The organism is Micromonospora sp. NPDC047074 (assembly GCF_040643815.1).
Lineage (GTDB): Bacteria > Actinomycetota > Actinomycetes > Mycobacteriales > Micromonosporaceae > Micromonospora.
Genome location: NZ_JBEYVB010000001.1, coordinates 37513 through 52335 on the forward strand (window position 1 = coordinate 37513; position 14823 = coordinate 52335).

Below are 14823 nucleotides of genomic sequence, written 5' to 3' on the forward strand. Positions count from 1 at the left end.
GCTGTGGACACTGGAGATCGCCTGCTGACACCGGGTGAAGTTGCCGCGTTGTTTCGGGTAGACCCGAAGACTGTGACGCGTTGGGCAGCGGCGGGCCGGATAGGCAGCATCCGGACTCCAGGCGGGCATCGCCGGTTTCGGGAATCCGAGGTGCGGGCCCTGCTTGAAGGGGAGGGCATGTTGGACGAGGCGGAGGACGTCGGCAAACCGCGCAACGCGGGTCCGGCCGCCTCGACCGGGCCAGGCCCGGCCAACGCCGGCATGTACTGAACGGTGCGGATCGTCGCGCGGACCGGGCATCGGGTCCGGTCCGCGTCGCGGTGGGCGCGGCCCAGGTCACTCCCGCGCCGCGCCCAGCGCACCCGACCAGCGACGGAACAGCGTGTGCGATACGCCGAGGGCGTCCAGCACCTTGCCGGCCACGAAGTCAACGAGTTGCTGGGCGGAGGCCGCCGCCCCGGCGCCGTAGAAGCCGGGGCTCGCCGGTAGCACCACCGCCCCGGCGTCGTGCAGCGCGATGAGGTGCTCCAGGTGGCTGCGGGTCACGGGCGTCTCCCGGGGCACCACCACCACCGGCCGGCGCTCCTTGAGGTTCACCTCGGCCGCCCGCTGCAACAGGTCCTTGGAGAGCCCGATCGCGATACCGGCACAGGCGGCCGTACTCGCGGGGACCACCACCATTCCGCGTACCGGGTAGGAGCCGCTGCTCGGGCCGGCCGCCAGGTCTCCGGCGGGCCAGTGCCGCACGTCGGCGTCCGTGAGGTCGCGGCCCAGCCAGGCGGCGAGGTCCCCGGTCCAGTGCCCGTCCCGGAACGGGTGGCCGGTCTCGTCGAGCACGGTCAGCCGGGCCGCCCGGGAGACGATGAGGTCCACCGGCTCTCCGGCGTCGAGCAGCGCGCGCACGACGGCCGCCGCGTACGGCGTGCCGGACGCGCCGGAGACTCCGACCACCCATGGTTCCCGCATGCCCCCCAGCCTGCCTGGTCGCCGTCTTCGGGCACCACGGCACCCCCTGACGGGTAGCGCCCGCGATGCCGGACTCAGCGCCGATTGTCGTCCGTCGGGAGCTGTGTCGGGGCAGAGATCCGGTCATCCCAGCGACCTGACATGCTGCCGGTGCAATTTGCACGGACGCCGATCGCACGCGGGAGGAATCGGTGACCACCGGCGGCGTCCTCTGGTCGCTACGGTCCGAGTGCCCCATCCCACCCCGGCTCTCGCCGCATGCCGACCGGGTGCAGGAGTGGCTGGTCGAGGACCTGCTGCCGGGCCTCGGCCTCGCACTGGACGGGGTGGCCCTGGAACGGCTGGGCCGCTCCGGCTTGGCCCGGTACGCCGGCCGGCTCCACCCGGACGCCACGGAGGCCGACCTGCGCGTGCTGACCGCCCTGTTCACCTGGTTCTTCCTGGTCGACGACGCCAGCGACGGCCTCGGCCGGCTCGACCCGGGTCAGCTCCGGGCGTTGCGCGCCGGCACGCTCGCCCTCCTGCGGGACGGACCGCGGCTCCGGCACGCCGGCCTGACCGGGCCGCTGCGGCGGCTGCTGGCGTACGCGTGGCGGGAGCCACGCCGCCGGATGCCGGCCCGTTGGCGGCTGCGCTTCACCGACGCCGTCGCCCACCACCTCGCCGGCACCTGGCGGGAGGCGGTCAACAAGACGGCCGGGCACGCCCCCGGCGTCGCCGAGTACGTCGAACTGCGGCGCGCGACCTCGGCCGCGTACGTGTCGTATCCACTCGTGGAGTTCGGCACCGGGCGACCGCTGCCCGACCCGGTGCACCACCACCCGCTGCTGCGCGAGATCGCCGACACCGGCAACGACCTGATCTCCTGGTACAACGACCTCGCCTCACTGGATCGGGACGAGGTCACGTCCGGCGGGCACAACCTGGTGCTGGCCACGGCGGCGGAGCACCGGGTGCCGGTGGAGACCGCGGTCGGGCTGACCGCCGAGCGCTGGCGGGCGTCGATGCGCCGGCTCGTCGAGTTGCGCGCGGCCGTGCCGCCCTTCGGCCCGGCGCTGGACGCGGCGGTCGCCGGCCACCTCGACGGGATCGCCGACGCGGTCCGGGGCACCATCGAGTGGACCCTGGAGAGCACCCGCTACGGCGGTAAGGAAGGGCACCTTGTTAACGCTTCCGGTAGAGGAAGGGCCCCTTCCTAACACCGGAGGGCCCGGCCGCCTCCAGCGACAGCCGGCGCCCGCAGGGCCGGCAACGGGCCGGGTCAGGCGCGCAGGCCGAGGCGGATCACCAGGTCGAGCAGGGCGAACACGAACAGCGCGATGCCGACGAAGCCGTTCGCGGTGAAGAAGGCCCGGTTGACCTTGCTCAGATCCGTCGGGCTGACCACCAGGTGCTGGTAGCCGAAGGCGAACGCGGTCAGCGCCAGCCCGATCCACCAGAGCCAGCCGAAGCCGACCAGCGCCCCGAACCAGATGAACAACGCGAACGTCACCACGTGCGCGACGGTGGAGGCGTGCAGCGCGAACCGCAGCCCGTAGCGGGCCGGCACGCTGTGCACGCCGATCTGCCGGTCGACCTCGGCGTCCTGGCAGGCGTAGATCAGGTCGAAGCCGCCGATCCAGAGGCCGACGGCCACCCCGAGCAGCCAGGCCGGCCAGGAACCGTCGAGCGTGCCGGTGACGCCGAGCCAGGCGCCGACCGGGCCGACCGCCTGGGCGATGGCCAGGATCGCGTGCGGCCAGTTGGTGAACCGCTTGCCGTACGGGTAGACGATCAGCGGCACCACGGCCAGCGGCGCGAGCACCAGGCAGAGCGGGTTGAGCAGGGCGGCGGCGGCCAGGAAGACCACGAGCGCGACCGCCGCGCCGGTCCAGGCCGTCCGCACGCTCACCGCCCCGGTGACCAGCTCCCGGGCGGCGGTACGCGGGTTCCGCGCGTCGATCCGCCGGTCCAGGATCCGGTTGGCGGCCATCGCGAACGTCCGCGCGCCGACCATCGCCACGGTGATCAGCAGCAGGTCCCCCCACCGCACCCGCCCCCCGGAAACCTGCATCGCGGTCAACGCCGACAGGTACGCGAACGGCAACGCGAACACGGAGTGCTCGATCGCCACGAGATCGAGGAAGGCCCGCACCTTCCCCCGCGATCTTGCACTTTCCGCCCCACCAGAGGTGGGCGAACCGGGCGAACCGGGGGCCGAAACTGCAAGATCGCGGGGATCAGGGTTCGTTGGCATCAGATGCCGTATTCCTTCCAGCGCTTGTCGACCAGGGAGACGACCTCGGGGGCCATCGTCATCTCCTCGGGCCAGCCCCGGGTGTAGCCCTCGGCGGGCAGCTTGCGGGTCGCGTCCACGCCCGCCTTGCCGCCCCAGAACTGCTGGTACGAGGCGTGGTCCAGGTGGTCCACCGGGCCCTCGGTGAGCAGCAGGTCGCGGGCGTAGTCGACGTTGCCGAAGGCGCGGAAGGCGACCTCGTTGTAGTCGTGCACGTCGCAGTCCTCGTCGACGATCACGATCAGCTTGGTCAGCGACATCATGTGCGCGCCCCAGATCGCGTTCATGACCTTCTGGGCGTGCTTCGGGTAGCGCTTGCGGATCGACACGATCGCGCAGTTGTGGAAGACCCCGGCGGCCGGCAGGTCGTAGTCGACGATGTCCGGGATCAGGAAGCGCAACAACGGCGCGAAGATCCGCTCGGTGGCCTTGCCGAGGCCGTGGTCCTCCTGCGGCGGCTGCGACGTGACGATCGAGTGGTAGACCGGGTCGCGCTGCATGGTCATGCACTCGATGTGCATCACCGGGAAGGGCTCCACCGGCGTGTAGAAGCCGGTGTGGTCACCGAACGGTCCCTCCGGGAGCCGCTCACCCGGCTCGATGTAGCCCTCCAGGACGACCTGCGCGTGCGCCGGCACCTGCAGCGGGACGGTCAGGCAGTCCACCATCTCGACCCGCTCACCGCGCAGGTACCCGGCGAACAGGTACTCGTCGATGTCGGCGGGGAGTGGCGCGCTGGCCGCGTAGGCGACCGCGGGATCCGCGCCGATGGCGATCGCCACCGGCAGCCGCTGCCCGAGCCGCTCGGCGACCGCGTGGTGCGCCGTGGAGTTCTTGTGGATCTGCCAGTGCATGCCGATGGTGTTCCGCGAGTGCTGCTGCAACCGGTACAACCCCAGGTTGCGCTTGCCGGTCTCCGGGTGCTTGGTGTGGGTCAGCCCGAAGTTGTGGAAGATCCCGCCGTCACCCGGCCAGACCTGCAGCCCCGGCAGCCGGTCCAGGTCGACGTCGTCGCCCCGGTAGACCACCTGCTGGCAGGGGGCGGTCCTGACCTTTTTCGGCGGCATCGACTTGAGCTGCATGACCTTGCCGAGGCCGTCCATCATCCCGGAGAGGCCCATCGGCAGCTCCGGCTTGAGCATGTTGCCGATCCGCTCGCCGACCTCGTCGAGGCTCTCGACGCCGAGCGCCATCGCCATCCGCTTCTCGGTGCCGAAGAGGTTGATCGCCACCGGCATCTCGCCCCGGGTCGGCCGCTCGAAGAGCAGCGCCGGCCCACCCGCGCGGACGGTCCGGGTGACGATCTCGCTGATCTCCAGGGTGGGATCGACCGGGGCACTCACCCGCCGCAACTCGCCCGCGCGCTCCAGCGCAGCGAGGAAGTCCTTCAGATCGTTGTACGGGAAGCCACGAGCCGCCATACCTGCCAGTCTCCCGTACCGGTCGCGGCGGCGACCACGCCGGGTGGTGTGACACCGGCGATCCCGGCGGTACGGCGGCGCGCTCGGTCCGGCCGCCCTCGCCCGGGCGGCGGCCGGGGCCACCCGCCGGGCATCGAGGGTCGACGCGATCGGAATCGACCTTCGGCGTACCGGACCGGGCTGCCCGCGATCACTAGGATCAAAGTTTGCCGATCGAGTCGGTGGTGGTGCCCCACCGCGCGGCTCTGGCTCGGCCCACCCACGAAGGAGATCGATGGATTCTGTGCGCGTTCCGCGCGGCGGCATTCTGCGCGCCCTGACCGTGCTGGCCGTGGTCACGGCGGGGGCGGGCGCGGCGGCCGCTCCCGCCGTCGCCCGGACCGACCCCGGCCAGATCAACGGCTGGTTCAACGACCTCACCGTCGGCGCGCCCGGTGCGCCCGGCCGGACGGCGCCGCTGAGCCTGACCAGCACCGGCGCGACCGACCCCCGGGTCACCGTCGACGTGACCGGCCTCACCGGCGTCGTCACGGCCAGCTTCCCCGACTGGTGTGTCGCCGAGGGCACCTCGGTGACCTGCCCGATGCCGCCGGGGGCGACGCCGGACGAGTACGGCACCGTCAACGGCATCGTGCCGGTGGTGTTCCGCGCCGCGCCCGGCGCCGTCGACGGCGCGACCGGCACGCTGGACTACACGTTGCGGGCCGAGGGACTGGAGCCGCGCACCCAGCAGGCGACCATCAGCGTGCGGTCCGGCCCCGACCTGGTCGACCTGGTCGACGAGTACGTCCCGGGCACCGAGGTCGGCGACGTCCGCGACGTGCCCGTGGTCGTGGTCAACGCCGGTGACCAGCCGGTCGAGGACCTCAGGGTGACCTTCCGCTTCCCGGTGGGCCTGCTCCCCGCCAGCTACCGGAACTGCCGGTACGGCACCGACACCGTGCTCGCCACGGTGGTGGTCTGCACCCTTCGGGGCACCTTCGCGCCAGGGATCCGGCACGAGCTGCGACACGGCTTCACCACCACGGTCGGCCCGGCCGCTCTCGGCGACAAGCGCATCAGCCAGTTCGTGGAGCCGCGGGCCACGGCGGGGCCGCTGCCCGGCAACGTGCGGCTGACCCGCCGGGAGGCCGACCGTGCGCTCCGGCTGCGGCCGGTCGGCGAGCCGCTCGATCCGGTCACCGGCAACGGCGCGGGCGGCGGGACCTACCTGCGCGACATCCGCGGCGCCTTCGACATCGTCGCGGAGGGTGCCACCGTCACCGGTGCCGTCGGTGACACCGTCCGGGTGACCGTGGGGATCCGCAACGACGGTCCGGGCGTGCCGGACGACACCGTTTCCGGCGGCCACGCCGGCGCGTTCATCTTCACCCCGCCGGCCGGAGTGACCGTGCTGGCCAGGCCGACCGGCTGCGGGCCGACCGGCGACGACGAGGGCGGCGCTCCGACGGCCTGGGTCTGCTACCAGGGGACCGTGTTCCCCGCCGGGCAGAGCTTCACGGCTCCGTTCGACCTGCGGATCGACGGGCCGGCGGGCGCCCCCGGCGAGGTCCGGGTGTACTGCGAATACCCGCGTCCGGACGACAACCCGGCCAACAACGCCGCCCCGGTCACCCTCGGCTGACCCGGTCTCCGCCTCCGTCGGGTAGGTAGAGCCCGACGGAGAGGGCCGGCCACCGGGGCCCACCCGGTGGCCGGCCTGCTGGCCCACCGCACTCTCAAACCGGCCCCGGAGGTCGGTCGGTCAGCGATCAGACAGGGCCGGCGGGCTCCCAGGCGTACGCCGCCACGGGCGGGTCGAGCGGCGCGCCGGTGAGCCGGTTGGCGAAGGTCGAGACGGTGTACGTCCCGACGCCGAGCACCACGTCCAGGGCGTGCCGGGGCTCATAGCCGGCCGACAGGAAGGCGGTGATCCCGTCCTCGGGCACCGCGCCCCGGTGGTCGAGCACGGCGACGGTGAACCGCCGCAGCGCCTCCAGCCGGCAGTCGGGCAGGGGCGTGCCGGCGCGCAGCGCGTCGATCAGCTCGGGCGCGGCACCGTGCCGGGTCAGGGTGGCGGTGTGCATCGCGACGCAGAGGTGGCACTCGTTGCGGGTGGCGACCGTCAGCACGACGACCTCCCGCTCGATCGGGGCGAGCCCGCAGCTCTCGAAGATGCCGTTGACGGTGAGGAATCCCTTGAGTAACTCCGGGGACTCGGCCATCAGGCCGACCGCGGCGGGCAGGTGTCCGAGCTTGCGGCGTACCCCCTCGATGGTCGGCCGCGCGGCGGCGGGGGCGGTGTCGACGGTGTGCGCGGTGAACGGGGACACGGGTGACCTGCTCTCGGGGTCGGGAACGGTCGGCGCGGCCCGATCGGCGACGCGCCGTGCGTGACGTAGAATCGTCAACGTGGTTGTCGAAATAGTAAACCAGGTTGTCGAACGTGACAACGGCTGACCCCGACCGTCCCGGCTTCCTGCTGCCCCTGTTGCTGCTGGCCGGCTTCCGTACGCTCATCGACGATCTGCACGCGGAGCTGGCCCGGCAGGGGCACCCGGAGCTGCGGCCACTGCACGGCTTCGTCCTCCAGGCCGTCGGCGGCGAGGGCACCACCGCCACCGAGCTGGGCCAACGACTGGCCGTCTCCAAACAGGCCGCCGGCAAGACGGTGGACCGGCTGGTCGCGCTCGGCTACCTGGAGCGCGCCGACGACCCGCGCGACGCCCGGCGCAAGCTGGTCCGGATGACCCCGCACGGCCTGGACGGCCTGCGCCGCTCGGCGGCCATCTTCGACGGGTTGCGGCACCGGTGGATCGCCACTCTCGGCCCCGACCGGGTGGCCGCGCTGGAGGACGACCTGCGGGCGGTCACTCCGACCGACCCGTTCCGCCTCGACGTGCCCGGCTGGTTCGGCGGCTGACCCGCCCCCGGGGGCCGTGCGCCCCGGGCCGCGCCGATCGCCTCTGACGCCGCGCCGCCACAGGAGGCTGTGCCCGCCAGCCAGGAAAGATCGCCAGCCGGCGACAAATGTCACCGGCTCTGGCGGGCGCTGGTGAACGGGTGCAGGGTCGACGCATGTCGGACGCCTATGTCGTCGGCGACCCGGACGGGCTGTCGCCACTACTGACCGAGCTGCGGGACGCCGTCGCCCGCGAACTGCACGCCCAACTCGCGCTGCGCGCCGAGCGCATCGAGCTGGCCGACGTGCCCGAGGTCGCCTACCAGGTCACCTTGAGAGTCGACGAGACCCTTCGCCTGCGTCGCCCGGGGCCGAGAAAGTAGAACCACAGTTCTTATGAGCGTAGTTCTACGAGGTGCAGGCGACGGTGTTTCAGTCCAGGCCGCCGTACGAGTGCAGGCCCTCGAAGAAGATGTTCACGCCGAACAGGTTCATCAGCATGGTGAGGAAGCCGACGATGGCGAGCCAGGTCGCCACGTTCCGCTTCACGCTCGGGGTGGCCCGGGCGTGGAGGTAGCCGGCGTAGATCACCCAGGAGATGAACGACCAGGTCTCCTTCGGGTCCCAGCCCCAGGGCCGCCCCCAGGCCGCCTCGGCCCAGATCGCCCCGGCGATCACCGCGAAGGTGAAGACCGGGAACGCGAAGGCGTGCAGCACGAAGGTCAGCCGCTCCAGCGCGGCCGCCGCCGGCAGCCGCTTCGCCAGCGTGTACGGGAAGCTCCGCTTGCCCCGCTCGTAGCCGGAACGCATCAGGAACGCCGCCGCCGGCACCGCGCCCAGCAGGAAGATGCCGGAGGCGAAGACGATCGTCGAGACGTGGATGACGAACCAGTACGAGTTGAGCGCCGGCACCAGCGGCACGATCGGCGTGTAGAGCACCAGCTCGGCGATGGCCACCAGCAGCACCATCACCAGCGACAGGAACAGCCCGAGGCGGCGCAGCTGCGGCCGCTTCCAGAGCACCGCCAGCCAGGCGGCGGCACCGATCCAGGTGCCCGTGAGCACGAACTCGTACATGTTGCCCCAGGGCATCCGGTCGGCGGCGATGCCGCGCGTGACCAGCGCACCGAGGTGCAGCAGTACCCCGAGCGCGGTGGCCGCGACGGCCACCAGGCCGGCCAGCCGGGCCCGTCGGGCGGTGCGCTCGGCGGCCGGGTCACCGGTCACGGCCGGCGCCTGCGCGCCCACGCCTCCGGTGGTGCTCGCGCCCCCGCCCACGGCCGCGCCGACCAGTTCCCGCGCGGGCGCCGCGGTGATCCGGCCGCGGGAGTTGCCGAGCGCGTACTCGACGGCGTGACTGATCATCGCGACCAGGTACGCCAGGATCGCGAACGACACCAGCTGGTCGGAGAGTGCGGACATCACTCGACTCCTTCTCGCGCTCCGGCCCCGTCGCCGCCGTCACGATCGACACCGGCCGCACCGGCCGGTCGCCCGTCGCCGCCGATCGCGGCCACGAGCTGCGTGAACTCCTCGGCGAACCCGGGATGGTCGGTGCGCGGCAGGCCACCGGCCTCGACCAAACTACTACCGCCCGTCGGAGATCCACTCGTGGGGTCGGCGGCACCGGCCGGCAGCACCCGGAAGAAGACCCGGCGACGCCGGCCGAAGAGCGAGCCCATCAGCCCGACCAGCAGGACGGCGGAGCTGACCAGCAGCAGCGTCGCGCCGGGGTCGTACCGGACCGACAGCGTGATGTACGGGACGGTACCCAGGAACTCGACAGTGGTGCCGTCGTCCAGCGTCCACGTCTCGCCCTTGCGGAGCAGCTTGGTGCCGACCTCCTTGACCTTGCCGGCCCGCACCTGCCGCTGGTCCAGCTCGTAGACCGAGCCGGGGATGCCGGCGTCCATGCCCAGGTTGCCCCGGTAGGCGACGAGGTTCAGCGCGGGATTGCGCTCCGTCGGGTACTCGGAACGCGCGAACGGCGCGGCGGCGGGCGCGGTCGGCAGGTAGAGGCCGGAGAACGCCATCTGGAGATCCGGGTTCCGGCTGCCGGTGGCCGGGTCGACGTTGACGTCCGGGAAGGCGGCGAGGCCCTCGCTGGTCAGCCCGACGTCGCCGGTGGTCAGGAACGGGAAGTCGCTGGTCTGGCTCTTGCCGAACCGGTCGGTGTAGCGGATCACCGGGGCGTAGCCGTGGCCCAGCAGGTAGACGTTCGCGCCGTCGAGGCGCAGCGGCGAGTTGACCGAGAACTCGGCCGGCCGCCGCGCGCCGTCGGCCTCGTCCACGGTCACCTCGGCGTTGAAGAACTCCGGCTGACCGGACTCCAGGAACCGGGCGTCGAAGTCGTCGAGCTGGATGCAGAAGCCGGGCAGGTCGGCGCTGCTGACCCGGGGGCCGATCTTGCTCTCGGCGTACTGCTGCCGGGTGTTGCAGAACGCGTTGTCCGCGCCGGCCACCAGCAGCTTGTTGCCGCTCCAGCCGTACCACGAGCCGAGCGCGACGCCGACCAGCACGACCACCAGCGAGCTGTGGAAGAGCAGGTTGCCGGTCTCCTTGAGGTAGCCCTTCTCGGCGGAGACCTCGTCGCCGCGAACCACCACCCGCCAGCGTCGCCGGCGCAGCGTCTCCGCGATCGCCGCCGCGCCGCCCTCCGGCGCGGGCAGCACCGCGTGCTGCGGCAGCCGGTCCAGCCGCTTCGGCGCGGCCGGCGGCTTCGACCGCAGCGCCCGCACGTGGTCGCGTAGCCGGGGCGTGATGCAGCCGATCAGCGAGGTGAAGAGCAGCAGGTAGATCGCGGAGAACCAGACCGAGCCGAACGCCTCGAAGGCGCCGATCCGGTCCAGGACCGGGGCCAGGTCGGGGTGCGCGGTGAAGTAGTCCCGTACGTCCTCCGGGTTGACCCCGCGCTGCGGCAGCACCGAGCCGGGGATGGCGGCCACCGCGAGCAGGAAGAGCAGCACCAGGGCCGTACGCATGCTGGTGAGCTGCCGCCACGAGTTGCGCAGCAGGGCGAGCAGGCGGTTGGGCCGGCGGCGGGGCGCCTCGGCCGGCGGTGCCGGACGCTCGTCGACGGCGGTCATCAGATGCTCACCTCGCCCACCCCGACCATGCCCCGCAACCAGATCACGAAGTCCGTCCAGCCGCCGGTGACCAGGGCGAGGCCGATCAGGATCAGCAGCGCGCCACCCACCCCGGTGACCCACCTGCTGTTGCGCCGGACGGCGCGGAACACCCCGAGCAGGCGTTCGAAGCCCAACCCGAAGACGACGAACGGCACCCCCAGCCCCAGGCAGTACGCCAGGGCGAGCACCACGGCCCGGTCGGTCTGCCCGCCGACGGCGGCCATGCCCATCACCGCGCCGAGCGTCGGGCCGGCACAGGGCACCCAGCTGAGCGCGAAGACCGCGCCGAACACCGGCGCGCCCCACAGCCCGGCGGCGGGCAGCCGCTGGATCCGGAACTCCCGCTGCAACCCCGGGACCAGCCCGAGGTAGCTCAGCCCGAGCACGACGATCAACACGCCGACGACGATCTCCAGCGCCCGCCCGTACTCGAAGAAGACCCTGCCGACGCTGGCGAAGAGGATCGCGGTGGCGGTGAAGACGACGCTGAAGCCGCCGATGAACAGCAGCGTGCCGGCCAGCACCCGCCCCTTGACCGAGGCGGCGGCCGGCTCGGCGCGCTCCCGCACCGCCACCCCGCCGCTGCCGCCCTCGGTGTCAGGAAGGGCACCTTCCGCTACCGGATCCGATGGCGGGGGGCCCTTCCTGACCTGCGGGCGGCGGGTTTCGAGGTCCGCGCCGGCGAGGCCGGTGACGTACGACAGGTAGCCGGGCACCAGCGGGAGCACGCACGGGGAGAGGAAGCTGACCAGCCCGGCGAGCGCCGCCGCGCCGATGGCGAGCAGCAGCGGACCCGACTGGGCGAGTTGCTCGAACGTCTCGCCCATCAGCGGGACCTGTTGGGCGCCGGCTGCTCGGCCGCGATCCGCTCGACGATGGGCTGGAGGCCCTCCTGCTTCACCGCCGCGCGGATCACCACGGCGATCCGGCCGTCGCGGTCCAGCACGACGGTGGCCGGGACGGTGTTCGGCGCGATGTCCAGGGCGAGCGCCAGCCGGCTCGGCGGGTCGAAGAGGCTCGGGTAGGTGACGCCGAAGCTCTTCTCGAAGGCGAGCGCCTTGTCCCGCTCGTCCTGGACGTTGATGCCCAGGAAGGTGACCCCGGAGGCCTTCGTGGCCTGGTAGGTGTTCTCCAGGTCGTCCGCCTCGGCCCGGCACGGCGCGCACCACGAGCCCCAGAAGTTGACCACCACGACCTGGCCACGGTCGCTGGCCACGTCGTGGCTGCCGCCGGTGAGCAGCTCACCGGCGAGCTTCGGGGCGGCGGACCGCTGGTCGGGGGCGCACTCGATGATGCCGTCCCGGTTGCCGCAGTCCTCCTCGCGGTCCCGCGACGAGCAGCCGGCCAGCGCCACCGCCGCGACGGCGGCGAGCAGACCCGCGGTCCACCTCCGGGCGGTCATCAGGCCCCCTTGGCGGTCCGGGCCGTCGCCGACAGCGCGATCAGGTGCGCCGCCGGCTCGGAGTAACCGATGCCGACCACCTTCGCGCCGTCGAAGTGGAACGAGGTGAGACTGGCCAGCCCGCACTGGCGACGACGCGGGTCGTGCCAGAGCCGCTTGCGCTCGACGTACCGGCGTAGCGTCCAGATCGGGAGCTGGTGCGAGACCAGCACGGCCTCGCGTCCCTCGGCGGCCACCCGCGCGGCGTGCAGGGCGGCGAACATCCGCTCCGCGATGGCGCGGTACGCCTCGCCCCAGGACGGGGTGACCGGGTCCCGCAGCACCCACCAGTTGCGCGGGTCGCGGAACGAGCCGTCGCCGGGAGAGACCTTCTTGCCCTCGAACCAGTTGGCGCTCTCGATGAGCCGCTCGTCCACGCCGACCGGCAGCCCGAACTGCCCGGCGATCGGCTCGGCCGTCTGCTGGGCGCGTTCCAGCGGGCTGGCCACCACGTGCACGACCTCCCGCTCGGCCAGCCCCTGCGCGGCGGCCTTGGCCATCTGCACGCCCAGCTCGGAGAGCCGGAAACCCGGCAACCGGCCGTAGAGGATGCCGTCCGGGTTGTGCACCTCGCCGTGCCGCAGCACGTGGACCACCGTCTTGCTCACTGCTGCACCCCCTTCGCTCGCGACTGCGGGGCTCGCAAACCCGGCTCACTCCTCGCGCTCACCGCAACGCCCTTCGTTCGCGACTGCGGGGCTCGCAAACCCGGCTCACTCCTCGCACTCACCGCTACCCCCCGTGACCGGCCGATGCCGCCGCGTTGGCCGCCGCCGGCAGTGCGGCGGCGATCTGCTCCAGAGCGGCGTCGTCCAGCGCCGCCGACACGAACCACGCCTCGAACGCGCTCGGCGGAAGGTAGACACCGCTGGCGAGCATCGCGTGGAAGAACGCCTTGAACGCCGGCACCTGCTGGGTGCGGGCGCTGTCGTAGTCGACCACGTCGGCGTCGGTAAAGAAGATCGAGAACATGTTCCCCGCGTACGACAGCCGGTGCGGGACACCGGCGGCGGCGAGCGCGTCGGCGGCGAGCCGGCCCACGACGGCGGCCGTCTCGTCGAGTTTGCGGTAGAGCGCGTCGTCGGCCAGCCGCAGGGTGGCCAGGCCCGCGGCGCAGGCCAGCGGGTTACCGGAGAGGGTGCCGGCCTGGTAGACCGGGCCGGCGGGGGCCAGTCGCTCCATGATCTCCGCGCGCCCGCCGAACGCCGCGGCCGGCAGCCCACCACCCATGACCTTGCCGTACGTCCACAGGTCGGCGTCGGAGGGGTCGAGGCCGTGCCAACCGGCGCGGGAGACCCGGAACCCGGTCATCACCTCGTCGACGATGAGCAGCGCCCCGTGCGCGTGCGCGATCCGGGCGAGCTGGGAGTTGAAGCCGTCGCGCGGGGCCACCACGCCCATGTTGCCGGCGGCGGCCTCGGTGATGATCGCGGCGATGTGCTGACCCTCGGCGGCGAACGCCTGCTCCACGGCGGCGATGTCGTTGTACGGCAGCACGATCGTGTCGCCCGCCGCCGCGCCGGTCACGCCCGGCGAGTCGGGCAGGCCGAGGGTGGCCACCCCCGAGCCGGCGGCGGCCAGGAGGCCGTCGGAGTGCCCGTGGTAGCAACCGGAGAACTTGACGATCCGGGGACGGCCGGTGAACCCACGGGCCAGCCGGATCGCCGACATGGTCGCCTCGGTGCCGGAGTTGACCAGCCGGACCTGCTCCACCGGGGTGCGGTCGACGATCTCGGCCGCCAGCTCGACCTCGCCCGGGGTGGGGGTGCCGAAGCTGGTGCCCCGCGTCGCGGCCGACCTGATCGCCTCCACGACCTCGGGGTGGGCGTGGCCGAGGATCAGCGGGCCCCAGGAGGAGACCAGGTCGACGTAGCGCCGGTCGTCGGCGTCGTAGAGCCAGGGCCCCTCCCCCCGGACCATGAAGCGTGGTGTGCCGCCGACGGCGCGGAAGGCACGCACGGGGGAGTTCACCCCGCCGGGCACGATGGCCTTGGCGCGGTCGAACAGGGCCTCGGAGGCCGGCGCGTCGGCCGCGTAGCGGCCCGACCCGGCGGGAAACATATCGGTCACGATGCCGCCATTGTGTCAGCGTCGGCGGGCGAATCGGCAGGCACCCCGCACTGGGGTTACCAGGCTCACCCGGGCCGGCCTGCTCCGACGTCCCGTACAGGGCGACAGCGGCCCGCCGGGGCCAGCATCGGGCCGGGGATCGACACCCCGGGCGCAGCCCTCACCGGCGCTCACCGGGGCGGCGATTGTGGCGGTGGTGCCGCCAGCACCGCTCGACAGGCCGCGTCACCCAGATCGCGATAGGCTGATCCGGTGGATCGTGCCGAACTGTCCATCACGCTACACCGGGCGGGCGACGAAGCAGTGCTTCGCCTGGCCGGTGAGATCGACATGCTCACGGCCGCCCAACTGTCGACCGTCGTCAACGAGGTGCTCGCCGACCCGCCTCCCCGGATCGTCCTCGACCTCGGCGGGGTCACCTTCTGCGACTCGCAGGGGCTGGGCACCCTCGTCGTACTCAGCCGCAAGGCCAGCCACGCGCAGAGCCTCCTGATGCTGACAAACGTGGGCGACTTCCTGCTCCGCGTACTGGACATCACCGGCCTCCGCAGCGCCCTGATGATCCGCAACGACCAGACCACGGGCTGACCCCTCCCCGCCCTCCCCTCCCCTCCCCGCCGCCCGCGCTTTCTCAGCGTCGA

The 14823-nt window shown here is 72.6% G+C and carries 16 protein-coding genes; 6 read left to right on the forward strand and 10 right to left on the reverse strand.

What is annotated here, in order from left to right; translation table 11 throughout:
• Window positions 1–3: 3 nt before the first annotated feature.
• Window positions 4–270, forward strand: coding sequence for a BldC family transcriptional regulator (locus ABZ809_RS00180; protein ID WP_089002465.1), 267 nt, complete (start codon window positions 4–6; stop codon window positions 268–270).
• A 66-nt stretch (window positions 271–336) separates the two neighbouring features.
• On the opposite strand, the gene ABZ809_RS00185 is transcribed toward ABZ809_RS00180, so the two are convergent.
• Window positions 337–966 carry a UbiX family flavin prenyltransferase gene (locus ABZ809_RS00185; RefSeq protein ID WP_357560124.1) on the reverse strand — a complete coding sequence of 210 codons (630 nt, stop codon included), beginning with the start codon at window positions 964–966 and terminating at the stop codon, window positions 337–339.
• A gap of 191 nt (window positions 967–1157) precedes the next feature.
• Here ABZ809_RS00185 and ABZ809_RS00190 point away from each other — a divergent pair, with 191 nt between their 5' ends.
• Window positions 1158–2165 (forward strand): terpene synthase, encoded by a 1008-nt coding sequence (locus ABZ809_RS00190; protein ID WP_357560125.1) that lies wholly within the window; start codon window positions 1158–1160, stop codon window positions 2163–2165.
• A gap of 62 nt (window positions 2166–2227) precedes the next feature.
• Here the strand turns inward: ABZ809_RS00190 and mqnP are convergent, their stop codons facing one another.
• Both mqnP and ABZ809_RS00200 read right to left on the reverse strand, forming a co-directional pair.
• Window positions 2228–3202, reverse strand: a complete 975-nt coding sequence (gene mqnP, locus ABZ809_RS00195; RefSeq protein WP_357560126.1) for a menaquinone biosynthesis prenyltransferase MqnP — start codon at window positions 3200–3202, stop codon at window positions 2228–2230.
• Window positions 3202–4662 (reverse strand): menaquinone biosynthesis decarboxylase, encoded by a 1461-nt coding sequence (locus ABZ809_RS00200; RefSeq protein WP_357560127.1) that lies wholly within the window; start codon window positions 4660–4662, stop codon window positions 3202–3204. The genes mqnP and ABZ809_RS00200 overlap by 1 nt, the downstream gene beginning before the upstream one ends.
• A 274-nt stretch (window positions 4663–4936) precedes the next feature.
• Between ABZ809_RS00200 and ABZ809_RS00205 the strand changes: the two genes are divergently transcribed.
• Entirely contained in the window at window positions 4937–6286 is a 1350-nt protein-coding gene (locus tag ABZ809_RS00205) for a hypothetical protein (protein WP_357560128.1), read from the forward strand.
• Window positions 6287–6413: 127 nt separating this feature from the next.
• Here ABZ809_RS00205 and ABZ809_RS00210 read toward each other — a convergent pair whose 3' ends face one another.
• The gene (locus ABZ809_RS00210) at window positions 6414–6974 is read right to left on the reverse strand and encodes a carboxymuconolactone decarboxylase family protein (protein WP_357560129.1); all 561 of its coding nucleotides are present in this window, start codon (window positions 6972–6974) and stop codon (window positions 6414–6416) included.
• Window positions 6975–7087: 113 nt separating this feature from the next.
• On the opposite strand from ABZ809_RS00210, the gene ABZ809_RS00215 reads away from it, so the two are divergent.
• Entirely contained in the window at window positions 7088–7564 is a 477-nt protein-coding gene (locus tag ABZ809_RS00215; protein WP_357560130.1) for a MarR family winged helix-turn-helix transcriptional regulator, read from the forward strand.
• A gap of 155 nt (window positions 7565–7719) precedes the next feature.
• Window positions 7720–7926 carry a hypothetical protein gene (locus ABZ809_RS00220; RefSeq protein WP_357560131.1) on the forward strand — a complete coding sequence of 69 codons (207 nt, stop codon included), beginning with the start codon at window positions 7720–7722 and terminating at the stop codon, window positions 7924–7926.
• Between the two features lie 49 nt (window positions 7927–7975).
• Here ABZ809_RS00220 and ccsB read toward each other — a convergent pair whose 3' ends face one another.
• The 6 genes from ccsB to hemL form a co-directional block, all read right to left on the reverse strand.
• Window positions 7976–8965, reverse strand: a complete 990-nt coding sequence (gene ccsB / locus ABZ809_RS00225; RefSeq protein WP_357560132.1) for a c-type cytochrome biogenesis protein CcsB — start codon at window positions 8963–8965, stop codon at window positions 7976–7978.
• Window positions 8965–10629, reverse strand: a complete 1665-nt coding sequence (locus tag ABZ809_RS00230) for a cytochrome c biogenesis protein ResB (RefSeq protein ID WP_357560133.1) — start codon at window positions 10627–10629, stop codon at window positions 8965–8967. The genes ccsB and ABZ809_RS00230 overlap by 1 nt, the downstream gene beginning before the upstream one ends.
• The gene (locus ABZ809_RS00235) at window positions 10629–11498 is read right to left on the reverse strand and encodes a cytochrome c biogenesis protein CcdA (RefSeq protein WP_357560134.1); all 870 of its coding nucleotides are present in this window, start codon (window positions 11496–11498) and stop codon (window positions 10629–10631) included. The genes ABZ809_RS00230 and ABZ809_RS00235 overlap by 1 nt, the downstream gene beginning before the upstream one ends.
• Window positions 11498–12073, reverse strand: coding sequence for a TlpA disulfide reductase family protein (locus tag ABZ809_RS00240; RefSeq protein WP_357560135.1), 576 nt, complete (start codon window positions 12071–12073; stop codon window positions 11498–11500). The genes ABZ809_RS00235 and ABZ809_RS00240 overlap by 1 nt, the downstream gene beginning before the upstream one ends.
• Window positions 12073–12720, reverse strand: coding sequence for a histidine phosphatase family protein (locus tag ABZ809_RS00245; RefSeq protein ID WP_357560136.1), 648 nt, complete (start codon window positions 12718–12720; stop codon window positions 12073–12075). Before ABZ809_RS00245 ends, ABZ809_RS00240 begins: the two co-directional genes overlap by 1 nt.
• 124 nt (window positions 12721–12844) lie before the next feature.
• Window positions 12845–14182 (reverse strand): glutamate-1-semialdehyde 2,1-aminomutase, encoded by a 1338-nt coding sequence (gene hemL, locus ABZ809_RS00250; protein ID WP_357560137.1) that lies wholly within the window; start codon window positions 14180–14182, stop codon window positions 12845–12847.
• Window positions 14183–14434: 252 nt separating this feature from the next.
• Here hemL and ABZ809_RS00255 point away from each other — a divergent pair, with 252 nt between their 5' ends.
• Window positions 14435–14770 (forward strand): STAS domain-containing protein, encoded by a 336-nt coding sequence (locus tag ABZ809_RS00255; RefSeq protein ID WP_357560138.1) that lies wholly within the window; start codon window positions 14435–14437, stop codon window positions 14768–14770.
• Window positions 14771–14823 lie beyond the last annotated feature (53 nt).

What these genes read in the sequence shown, in the direction of transcription:
- ABZ809_RS00185 (WP_357560124.1), bottom strand. Translation starts at nt 966, where the DNA reads ATGCGGGAACCATGGGTGGTCGGAGTCTCCGGCGCGTCCGGCACGCCG.
- mqnP (WP_357560126.1), bottom strand. Translation starts at nt 3,202, where the DNA reads ATGCCAACGAACCCTGATCCCCGCGATCTTGCAGTTTCGGCCCCCGGT.
- ABZ809_RS00200 (WP_357560127.1), bottom strand. Translation starts at nt 4,662, where the DNA reads ATGGCGGCTCGTGGCTTCCCGTACAACGATCTGAAGGACTTCCTCGCT.
- ABZ809_RS00205 (WP_357560128.1), top strand. Translation starts at nt 4,937, where the DNA reads ATGGATTCTGTGCGCGTTCCGCGCGGCGGCATTCTGCGCGCCCTGACC.
- ABZ809_RS00220 (WP_357560131.1), top strand. Translation starts at nt 7,720, where the DNA reads ATGTCGGACGCCTATGTCGTCGGCGACCCGGACGGGCTGTCGCCACTA.
- ccsB (WP_357560132.1), bottom strand. Translation starts at nt 8,965, where the DNA reads ATGTCCGCACTCTCCGACCAGCTGGTGTCGTTCGCGATCCTGGCGTAC.
- ABZ809_RS00230 (WP_357560133.1), bottom strand. Translation starts at nt 10,629, where the DNA reads ATGACCGCCGTCGACGAGCGTCCGGCACCGCCGGCCGAGGCGCCCCGC.
- ABZ809_RS00235 (WP_357560134.1), bottom strand. Translation starts at nt 11,498, where the DNA reads ATGGGCGAGACGTTCGAGCAACTCGCCCAGTCGGGTCCGCTGCTGCTC.
- ABZ809_RS00240 (WP_357560135.1), bottom strand. Translation starts at nt 12,073, where the DNA reads ATGACCGCCCGGAGGTGGACCGCGGGTCTGCTCGCCGCCGTCGCGGCG.